The sequence below is a fragment of the Variovorax sp. VRV01 genome, from assembly GCF_014852545.1.
Classification (GTDB): Bacteria; Pseudomonadota; Gammaproteobacteria; order Burkholderiales; family Burkholderiaceae_C; genus Variovorax; species Variovorax beijingensis_A.
Window position 1 is genome coordinate 1 of sequence record NZ_JACVBS010000042.1, and the last position, 7,660, is coordinate 7,660.

Below are 7,660 nucleotides of genomic sequence, written 5' to 3' on the forward strand. Positions count from 1 at the left end.
ACGGCACTATCAGTTTCGGGATGGCGCGCTGTTTCGTGTCACGCTGAGCACGAAAGCGGCATAGGCTAGCGCCGGTGGCGATATCTCAATGTCTGCCAGGGTGCGCATCGCAGCTACCGTTCCCGGCTAAGAGCGGAAGTTCGAATTGCCGCGAAATTTGAGGATCAGACAGGTGCGCCCGCAGGGAGCGTGAATGAGCCACATGGGCTCTCAAACGCACGGAATCCCCAGTGAGACGAGACTGCGAGCGCAACGGGCCAAACACGCACATCCGCCGACAAGCCAATTTACGACTTGATCAGACGTTCCCTAGCGATACTTGACCGGATACTTCTTGAATTGCCAGGGAGACAAGTAGGCTCGATGAACTACTTCGGCGAGCCGCGCAGGGAGGTGGTTGCGAACGCAGGTCATTGACCACTGACATATGCCGCGACGATGATCCGAGGCGTTACGAATGCCTCGACAAGAATGGAAGCCACCATGCAATTCAGAGGGGGTCTTTACGCGCTCATGTCCGCAGTCTGCGGCGCGCTTCTCATTGCGCTGACAGCCTGCGGCGGCGGCGGCGGAGGTGGGGGCGGAGGCGGCGGTGCCGCTTTGCCGATACTGCCCGTAATGGGTGCGCCCCCCACCACCACGCCATCGGCTGCTGGCCGAACGGAAACCGCGAGCATTAGCTCTGCAAAAACCGGCGCAACCTACGAGCTGCAGATATACCTGCCGCCTTCATACAGCGGCAGCTCTGCGGCGTTCCCCGTTATCTACGCGCTGGACGGCGATGCGCTTTATGCACCGGTCTCGCGCTTCCATAATCTGAAGGAAATACTCGAGCGCCGCCGCGTCGAAGCCATCCTCATCGGGATAGGCGGCACCATACGCAGGAGCACCGACTACACCATTCCCGGGGCGCTTCCCTATCATGAGTTTCTCAAGTCGGAGCTGGTGCCGTTCATCGAATCCAAATACCGTTCCGACCCGAGCAAGCGCATCCTCACAGGGCTTTCGCTCAGCGGCAGCATGACAGGCCATGCGCTCTTTCTCGAAGGTGCCAGCGGCACGCTCACTTTCTCGCACTTCCTCTCTTTTGAGGGCTCCTATGGTTTTCAGAAGGACGATACGAACGACCTCGAGCAGAAGATGTACGACACCCAGAAAGGCAAGACCATCAACGCCACGTTGATCCTCGCGCGATGCGGTGACCCTGTGGGCTGCAACTATGTGTCGGTAGGCGAGATGTATGAAAAGCTGCTGCAGCGCGGTTACCCCGGCTTAACGCTGACGGAAAAAACATATTCAACGAACCACGTCGGGACGGATCTGCCGGCTTTTGAAGATGCGATTTCGATGATCTTCAAATAGGCCGCAGCCCAGCTAATTCCGAACTCACCCTGCAAACGTCTGACCAGCCACTGCTGTCTGTGCCAGCGGCTTGTATGCTGGAGGTACTCGCGGTCTTCCAGATCCGTCACCAGTCGCCCCCCAAAGGAGTTCCCCCGCCCATGACCTGGTCACTGTTCTACCGCTTCGAAAACGAGGTGCCCACGGACTTTCACGAACTGCGCCAATTCGGCAATTCGCTGTGGACCGCGAACGGCAAGGTGAAGACCATGGGGCACTCCATGGTCACTGAGTTCGCAAGTCCCCAAGCCGCAAAGGATGCCCTCGCGCAGCGAGGCAACGAGATCGAGGTGCAGGGCTACAAACGGGTGCGCCAATGCTTTGGCGGCCTTCGGCCAGAACCAGACCTTCGACCTTGTCGCCCAACTCGGCATGCCATGCACGCCACCGGTCATCTTTCCTTCAAATTCCCATCTAAAACTACATGGCAGGTCCTAGTTGCTCCGTACTGAGCTCCGAGGTCACCGACTCGGGCGAACTCACTAACGACCTTGTTCGGATGGTCGGGAACGATAGGGACGGCGGTTCCTTTTGGGTCAATGACACCCGGAAAATCGGGGGGGCCTACGTGGGTGAGGCCCGGCCGTTCATCCTCTTTTCAGAGCCCAGAGAAAAAGATGAAATGAGCGCCATCGCCGAGGCAATTGGCTGGACCCCGCTTCTAGAGATTGGCCTAGCCGCTATGTGCAATGATTCGAAAGACCATCGAATCTTGGGTGACATGGCGCTCTGGCTTTCTGAACGGGCTTCTGGCGTCGTGGACTTGGGTGGGGAGATTTCGGAACTCGGAGACCAGGCCACGAAGGTTTCATATCAGACAGCCGCGGGCCACATTTCCTGTTTCTCCGTCCTCGACCCCGAAGGACTTCGCGCGTGGCTTGGAAGCACGAGCTTCCGGATGGTCAAGTGACGAACTCGACCGTCTCAAGCCGGCCAGGACCAGCCGCCCGAGGCTGAGCCAGAATTCAACCAAAAGCGGACCCTCCGCAATGAACAGAGGCGAATCGATATGCGCACCGAACAGGCGCCCCTCGACCTGAGCCACGCAACATCGCCACTGTATGTGCGACAGGCTGTAGCGTTGTTCCTGGGCTTGCCACTTGACCGCGAGTTCACATGGGATTTCTTCAGCGAGCGAATTTCAAGCTGTCCGGAGTTGGCACTCCCGAGACAGCTTATCGTCCACGGACTGCCTCGCTTGTCCACGGCGTTCCCTGAAGAAGCAAGCAAGCTTGTCGACTGGTTGCGCGACCTGGGGACGCTGCACCCTGAGATGAGCGTTGACTTTGTGATCCACGATTGAGTGCGTGCCCACACAAACAACATATAGAGCAACTTGCACCAGCGCGCGCAACCGGCCAGCACCGGACATAGCCCGGTGAGCTCAAATTAGCTAGTAGAAACCTGCAAACAATAGCTCCTTGACCATGGCTCCCGACTTCGCCTTCCACTATCTCAGCTCGCCTCTTGGGGTGGGGCTCCTTCTCGCGATCCTTGTGCTCCCGACTGCCTTCGTTCGCGGCGTCGCCAAGCGGTCATTCCAGCGATTGGGGCTTCGCTTGATCGCTCAGGGCTACTGCGCAGTCATCGCTGCGAGTTTCGTGCTGTCAGTGCTTGTGGTTCTCCTCGGCGGAGGCAGCATGGAAAGAGCCCAGTACGTGTTCATCTTGTCTCTCATCTTTGTGCTGCCGTTAGCGTCGTGTGTTGTGATGCCCATCTCCGTTGGCCTTGCTCGCGTGGGTGCAGCGACGGTTGCGCTGATGGCCGCAGCTGGCGTCATGTCGGCGCTCGCTCTTGGGGCCTTGAAAGCCGCATATCCTTCAAACGAATGGGGCCGCGCGCATCGCTTCGAAGCGTTTATCGACACCACCCTCACAGTCGGTGCCATCGCGACTGTCGTGTTCTGTGCTTTCGCTCTTGGCGCGCGAATGCCACTCTGGCGCTTCCCACCGCGCCTACCTGAGGGATCAGAAACGACGTAGCCTCAAGGCTACATTCGGCCATGAGCCGACATTCGATCTGAACTCAGCTGAGTACTCGCCGCGGAAACTTCGATGCTTGAATCGCCCCGGATTTTGTGGAGGCTCAACACTCTGAGAGGATTGAGCCATGAAGAAGTCGAACAAGTTCTCACCCGAGGTGCGTGAGCGCGCGGTGAGGATGGTGCAAGAGCACCGTGGGGAGTACCCGTCGCTGTGGGCCGCGATCGAATCGATTGCACCGAAGATCGGCTGCGTGCCGCAGACGCTGAACGAATGGGTCAAGCGAGACGAGATCGACAACGGCGTTCGAGAAAGCGTCAAGAGCAGCGAGGCCCAGCGGATGAAGGAGCTCGAGCGCGAGGTCAAGGAGCTGCGCCGGGCCAACGAGATCCTGAAGCTGGCGAGCGCGTTTTTCGCCCAGGCGGAGCTCGACCGCCGGCTGAAGTCCTGAGGGATTTCATCGACAAGCATCGCGGCACCTTCGGGGTCGAGCCGATCTGCAAGGTCTTGCAGGTCGCCCCGTCGGGCTACCGGCGGCACGCGGCGCTGCTGCGTGAGCCGCACAAGCGCTGCGCCAGAGCACACCGCGACGATGTCCTCATGCCGGCGATACAGCGCGTCTGGCAGGCCAACATGCAGGTCTATGGGGCCGACAAGGTCTGGAGGCAACTGGCACGCGAGGGCACTGCGGTGGCGGGTCAGCAGTTCAATGGGCACGGACTTCGTGCTCGATGCCCTGGAGCAAGCGCTGTACGACCGTCAACCCGAACGCGACGGCAGCTTGATTTGTCACTCCGATCGCGGCTCGCAATACGTCAGCATCCGGTACACGGAACGACTGGGCGAGGCTGGCATTGAGCCATCAGTGGGCAGCAAAGGCGATTCCTATGACAACGCCCTGGCCGAGACGATCAATGGGCTCTACAAGGCCGAGCTGATCCATCGCCGGGCACCGTGGAAGACCAAGGAGGCGGTGGAGTTCGCGACGCTCGAATGGGTGTCCTGGTTCAACCACCATCGCCTGCTCGAACCCATCGGCTACATCCCACCTGCAGAAGCTGAGGCAAACTACTACCGGCAACTCGCCAGTCAGACCGCCAAGACGGCGGCATGACTTAAACCAACTGGCCTCCATGAAAGCCGGGGCGATTCATACTAAACGTGATGAGTAGATACGACGACAACCCATTTTTGAGGCTCTTGGACTGCTACATCCTGAATGCTATTGGAGAACTCGACGACGACCAACGAGACGTCCTTGTCGCTCTTGAGCCCAAGCTCCATCAAACATTTGGTGCGAGCGGTTCATGGCATGAGGTAGTCGCGACACAGATGGGTTTCGTCGATACCGTCCCCGACAAGATTCGTGCTTTTTGGCTCGGTTACATCGAAGCCGCGAGGGTGCAGGGACTCCCAGCCGTACCCGGCGAGTTCGTGAAGTCATTCGTGAATCAGAACTTCCCACATATGGAAAGCGGAGACTCTGCTCTCCATTAGCCGTATTTCTCTACGTCTGCTTCGGAGAAAAACGTGGGACTGCTTTGGGCCCAAGGACTAAACCGCTCGCGCGGTAGCCCGCCGCACAGCCTGTGATTTAACAAACATCGTGCCCCTGTCTATGTTGGGAACCGAGGCAATCGGCCTCGTTCTTCGACAGGAGCACGATCATGATCCCTTCCACACCGGCGGTGTCCCCGCTGCGCCAGCGCTTGCTCGACGACATGCGCATGCGCAAGCTCGGCCCCAAGACGCAATCGGCCTACGTCCGCGCTGTGCGCTACCTCGCGAGCTTCCTCCAACGCTCCCCCGACACAGCCACCGCGGAGGATCTGCGGCGGTTCCAGTTGCACCTGGTCGACCGGGGCGTTTCGCCGATCACGCTCAATGCCACCATCACCGGATTGAAGTTCTTCTTCGACGTCACACTCAATTGCGGCGAGCTGGTGGACCGGATGAGCTACGTACATGTGCCGCAGAAGTTGCCGGTGGTGCTCAGCCGCGAGGAGGCCGCGCGCCTGATCGCGGCGGCCTCCAACCTCAAGTACCACACGGCACTGTCCATCGCCTACGGCACCGGGCTTCGTGTGAGTGAGATCGTTGCGCTGAAGGTCAGCGACATCGACAGCGAGCGCATGACCCTGCGCGTCGAGCAGGGCAAGGGGCGCAAGGATCGCTACGCGATGCTCTCGCCGCTGCTGCTGGAGCGGCTGCGGGCCTGGTGGCGGTATGCGAACGCGAAGGGCAAGATGCTGCCCAACGGTTGGCTGTTCCCCGGGCAGAACCCGGTCGATCCCTTGACCGCGCGCCAGCTCAACCGGGCAGTCCATGACGCCGCCGAAGCGGCCAAGATCGACAAGCGCGTCACCATGCATACGCTGCGCCACAGCTTCGCCACGCACCTGTTGGAGCAGAAGGTGGACATCCGCGTGATTCAGGTGATGCTCGGCCACAAGAAGCTGGAGACCACGTCGGTCTACACGCACGTGGCCACCGAAGTCCTGCGCGAGGTCGTCAGTCCATTGGAGAAGCTGTCTGCATAGGTCGTCTTCATGGCGCACTGCGCCCTGGAAGTCGCCGACATCTTCCGCACCCACGGTCCCGACTGGCGCAACGCGCAGCGTGGTCACCTGAGCCTGGGCCAACTCAAGGTCATGTCGGCCATCGAGCAGTGCCGCAGCGCGGCGCTGGGAGGCCACGTGTTGCGTTGCGAAGGCTGTGGGCAAGACCAGATCGCCTACAACTCGTGCCGCAACCGGCATTGCCCGAAGTGCCAGGCGAGTGCGGCGCAGCGCTGGCTCCAGGCGCGCCAGGCCGATCTGCTGCCCGTGGACTACTACCACGTCGTCTTCACCTTGCCAGCGCCGATCAGCGCCATCGCCTACTACAACAAGGCCGAGATCTACGCCTTGTTGCTCGATGCGGCCGCCGAGACCCTGCTGACCATCGCAGCCGATCCCAAGCACCTCGGTGCAAGCATCGGCGCGACCCTGGTGCTGCACACGTGGGGATCGGCCCTGACGCATCATCCGCATGTGCACGGTATCGTGCCGGGCGGGGGGCTGTCGCCGGATGGCGGGCGCTGGATCGCCTGCAGGCCCGGCTTCTTCCTGTCCGTGCGCGTGCTGTCTCGCCTGTTCAGAAGGCGCTTCCTCGAAGCGCTCGGACAGCTGCATCGCGCGGGCCGCCTGCGGTTCTTCGGCGAGTTCGCCGCGCTGACCGACGCGCACGCCTTCGCGGACTGGCTCGCGCCGCTGCGCAAGTGCGAATGGATCGTCTACGCCAAACGACCGTTCGCCGGACCCGAAGCTGTGCTGGCCTATTTGTCTCGCTACACGCACCGTGTCGCCATCTCCAACAGCCGCCTTGTTGCCATGGACGAACAAGGCGTCACCTTCCGTTGGAAGGACTATCGGGCCAAGGGGCGCACCCGGCGCAAGACGATGACGCTCGATGCCGATGAGTTCATGCGCCGCTTCCTTTTGCACGTCCTGCCGGGCGGCTTCCATCGCATCCGACACTATGGATTCCTGGCCAACGGCAATCGCGCGACCAGCCTGGCGCGCATCCGCGAACTACTGGGGCAAGAGGCTGACGCGGTCGCGCAGATCGCGAGCCTGGATGCCGAGCCTTGCCATCCTCAACCGACCTTCGTCTGCATGCACTGCGGCGCTGCGATGATCGTCTTGCTGACGATGGCTCGCGGGCAGCCGATCCGTGCGCCGCCACCACAGGTCCGGGCACCATGACGACGCAGCTGCTCAGCCAACCTTCGACCCTTCTTGCCATCGGGCCGATGAGAGGAAGTCTGGTCCTCGAGTCCGGTGATGCCCTTTGTCGACCGTCCCGGCGTCAAGCGATGCAAACGACGGCCTTGATTGACTGCGCTTCACCAGCGCCATTGGAGGCGTCCTCCGAGCTCCGCATCGGAGCCAGCTCGCGCCAAGCGTCCCGAATCCCCATAGGCCCGTAGACTTCCCCGTCCGCAGCAGAGCATTCCGCGGTTTCCTCCTTAGAGGCTTGTCCAACACCTGCCCTCAGGCCGTTGTCGTGCGCGGGCTCGTGGTGTTGCACGGGCAGGTGTCGGACAACCCTTAACCGAGGACAACCCTTAACCGAAGGCGTCTTTCGGAAGGCTCCAAAGCGGCCGTTGATCTGCGCGATAAGCTGCATTCAACGCCCGTTGTTCCGCACAACAACATGAAGCAAATCGTTCCGGCTTTTGCGGACACCGGGGAGATTCGGACTGGTCTACAGAAGAGTCCCCGCAAGCACTTAGG

The 7,660-nt window shown here is 60.9% G+C and carries 7 protein-coding genes, 1 pseudogene and 1 other annotated feature; all 8 genes and pseudogenes read left to right on the forward strand.

Annotation, left to right across the window (positions count from 1 at the left end):
* Nucleotides 1–471: 471 nt before the first annotated feature.
* The 8 genes and pseudogenes from IB278_RS33330 to IB278_RS33365 all read left to right on the forward strand — a co-directional run bounded on the left by IB278_RS33330 (nt 472) and on the right by IB278_RS33365 (nt 7,129).
* Nucleotides 472–1,362: an alpha/beta hydrolase gene (locus IB278_RS33330; protein WP_225613349.1), complete on the forward strand. Its 891-nt coding sequence runs from the start codon at nt 472–474 to the stop codon at nt 1,360–1,362.
* Nucleotides 1,363–1,502: 140 nt separating this feature from the next.
* Entirely contained in the window at nt 1,503–1,853 is a 351-nt protein-coding gene (locus tag IB278_RS33335) for a hypothetical protein (RefSeq protein WP_192328728.1), read from the forward strand.
* A complete protein-coding gene (locus IB278_RS34020) occupies nt 1,826–2,311 on the forward strand; it encodes a DUF6368 family protein (RefSeq protein ID WP_225613350.1) in 486 nt (161 codons plus the stop codon). The genes IB278_RS33335 and IB278_RS34020 overlap by 28 nt, the downstream gene beginning before the upstream one ends.
* Before the next feature lie 99 nt (nt 2,312–2,410).
* A complete protein-coding gene (locus tag IB278_RS33345; protein WP_192328734.1) occupies nt 2,411–2,704 on the forward strand; it encodes a hypothetical protein in 294 nt (97 codons plus the stop codon).
* Nucleotides 2,705–2,828: 124 nt separating this feature from the next.
* The gene (locus tag IB278_RS33350) at nt 2,829–3,383 is read left to right on the forward strand and encodes a hypothetical protein (protein WP_021009197.1); all 555 of its coding nucleotides are present in this window, start codon (nt 2,829–2,831) and stop codon (nt 3,381–3,383) included.
* A gap of 127 nt (nt 3,384–3,510) precedes the next feature.
* A pseudogene (locus IB278_RS33355) lies at nt 3,511–4,497 on the forward strand (transposase).
* Nucleotides 3,789–3,905, forward strand: a sequence feature (AL1L pseudoknot). Its footprint overlaps the pseudogene before it by 117 nt.
* Nucleotides 4,498–5,050: 553 nt before the next feature.
* The gene (locus IB278_RS33360; protein ID WP_192328737.1) at nt 5,051–5,923 is read left to right on the forward strand and encodes a tyrosine-type recombinase/integrase; all 873 of its coding nucleotides are present in this window, start codon (nt 5,051–5,053) and stop codon (nt 5,921–5,923) included.
* 9 nt (nt 5,924–5,932) lie between these two features.
* Nucleotides 5,933–7,129, forward strand: a complete 1,197-nt coding sequence (locus tag IB278_RS33365; RefSeq protein WP_192328740.1) for an IS91 family transposase — start codon at nt 5,933–5,935, stop codon at nt 7,127–7,129.
* The last annotated feature ends 531 nt before the right edge of the window (nt 7,130–7,660 follow it).

Excerpts from the sequence above, each read along its gene's own strand:
- IB278_RS33360 (WP_192328737.1), top strand. The coding sequence starts at position 5,051 with ATGATCCCTTCCACACCGGCGGTGTCCCCGCTGCGCCAGCGCTTGCTC.
- IB278_RS34020 (WP_225613350.1), top strand. The coding sequence starts at position 1,826 with ATGGCAGGTCCTAGTTGCTCCGTACTGAGCTCCGAGGTCACCGACTCG.
- IB278_RS33350 (WP_021009197.1), top strand. The coding sequence starts at position 2,829 with ATGGCTCCCGACTTCGCCTTCCACTATCTCAGCTCGCCTCTTGGGGTG.
- IB278_RS33365 (WP_192328740.1), top strand. The coding sequence starts at position 5,933 with ATGGCGCACTGCGCCCTGGAAGTCGCCGACATCTTCCGCACCCACGGT.
- IB278_RS33345 (WP_192328734.1), top strand. The coding sequence starts at position 2,411 with ATGCGCACCGAACAGGCGCCCCTCGACCTGAGCCACGCAACATCGCCA.
- IB278_RS33330 (WP_225613349.1), top strand. The coding sequence starts at position 472 with ATGGAAGCCACCATGCAATTCAGAGGGGGTCTTTACGCGCTCATGTCC.
- IB278_RS33335 (WP_192328728.1), top strand. The coding sequence starts at position 1,503 with ATGACCTGGTCACTGTTCTACCGCTTCGAAAACGAGGTGCCCACGGAC.